Here is a 1,939-nt window from a genome sequence, read left to right on the forward strand (position 1 = left end):
ACAAATAAAAATCCAGCCCCATATTTCAACAGCAAGGCTTTTAAAAGCGGCTAAAAAATCACCTTGAAAGGGCTGGTTTCTTATAACCAAACAAAAAAAGTCTTAGTTAAACAAATCACCAACGGCCTCGGTCATGTTACCCAACTGACGTATAAACCGTTAACTGATAAAGCCACTTTCACCAAAAGCACTGGTAGCGAATATCCGTTAAAAGATACCCAACCGGCGACGTATGTGGTGACCCAGGTGAAAAAAGCCAATGGCATTAAGGGCTTTACCACCACGAACTATGCATACGAAGGCTTAAAATTCCATCAAAAAGGGCTAGGGTCATTAGGGTTTGCTAAGGTCACTAGCACGCAAGTAGAGACGGGTATTCAAACCATCAATGAATACGCTCAGGAAGTGGATAGCCGCAAACTGGGTTTGCTTTCTCGCAGCCAAACTCTGTCTAAAGATGGTGTGATATTAAAAGACATCAAACAAGATTGGCAGGTTACCAAGCTGGATGATGGTGGAATTACCCGTTATCAAACCCTTTTGGCGAGCAGCACCACAATTCAAAAATCGCTGCAGGATGCACGGCTATCCGAGACTAACCAGCAACTGACGTATGATGCATTTGGTAATGTCACCGAGAGTACAACAACAACGGAAGATAAATACGGCAGTTATCAACAAACCGTTAATACTACTTACAGCAATGATGAAAGTCAGTGGTTGTTGGGGTTAGCCACGCGCACAGAAGCCACCCGCCGTGCACCCAATACCACTAGTCAAACCCGCACCCATGCCTTTAGTTTTGATGGCACGACCGGGGCATTATTGCAGCAAACGGTGGAGCCAGATAATGGCGATTTAATTCTTACCACTCATTACAGCTACGACAGTTTTGGTAACCCCACTGAGGTCACTCAAACCGGAGCGGGTATTGAAGCGACGACGACCCAGTTTACTTATACGGCAGATGGCCGCTTCTTAAAAACCACCACTAATGCGTTAGGCCATATCGCCTCGCAAACGGTTGATCCATTCTGGGGTGTCACCCTGAGCAGCACTGACGCCAATGGCAAGGTGACCAGTTATCAATACGACAGCTTTGGTCGATTGGAAAAAGAAGTTCGTCATGATGGCACTGAAACCACGGTGACACGGGGTTGGTTTACAGGCGATAGCCCTGCAACGGCTAAATACTGGGTACAAACTCAATCCAGTGGTAGCAGTCCTTCGAAAGCCTATTTTGATAATCTAGGCCGTTCTGTTCGCACAGAATCCATTGCGTTAACTGGCAAAATTACTTGGACAGATACTGAGTATGATGCACTTGGGCAAATTAAACGACAGTCGTTTCCTTATTTTAGTACGGATACAGAGCGACGCTGGACCACGTACCAATACGATGAGTTGTTAAGACCTGTTCAAGTCACTCGTCCTGATGACAGTGTGAGCACTACTGCTTATAACGGTTTAACGACAGTTGTCACCAATGCATTAAGCCAAACCAAAACCACCCACCAAAATGCTTTGGGCCAAGTGGTGAGTGTGGTTGATGCGTTAAGCAGTACCCTGCAGTATCAGTACGATGCCTTTGGGAATTTAACCCAAACCACTGATCCTGCTGGCAATATCACTACCATTGCCTACGACATCCGTGGCCGTAAGGTGGCGATGAATGATCCAGATAAAGGCAATTGGGCTTATGGCTATGATGCGCTTGACCGCCTGACGCGCCAGCAGGATGCCAAAGGCCAGGTCACGACCCTGCATTACGATAAGCTAGATCGGTTAATTAAGCGAATTGATAACGCCCAACAGGATAAACCTGATTGGAAAGTCAGCCTGTGGGAATACGATAAAACCTATAACTCGATTCCGAAGTTTTTAATGCTTGACTAGCAGGATGAGGAAGACTTAAAGGGCTGGACTACAGGCATGGCTC

Annotated in this window: 1 protein-coding gene; it reads left to right on the forward strand. The window is 46.3% G+C overall.

Going from position 1 to position 1,939, the window contains the following annotated elements; translation table 11 throughout:
- The first annotated feature begins 63 nt into the window (after positions 1-63).
- A complete protein-coding gene (locus tag ORQ98_RS29405) occupies positions 64-1,896 on the forward strand; it encodes a toxin TcdB middle/N-terminal domain-containing protein (RefSeq protein ID WP_274692388.1) in 1,833 nt (610 codons plus the stop codon).
- Positions 1,897-1,939: the final 43 nt, after the last annotated feature.

The sequence above is a fragment of the Spartinivicinus poritis genome, from assembly GCF_028858535.1.
Lineage (GTDB): Bacteria > Pseudomonadota > Gammaproteobacteria > Pseudomonadales > Zooshikellaceae > Spartinivicinus > Spartinivicinus poritis.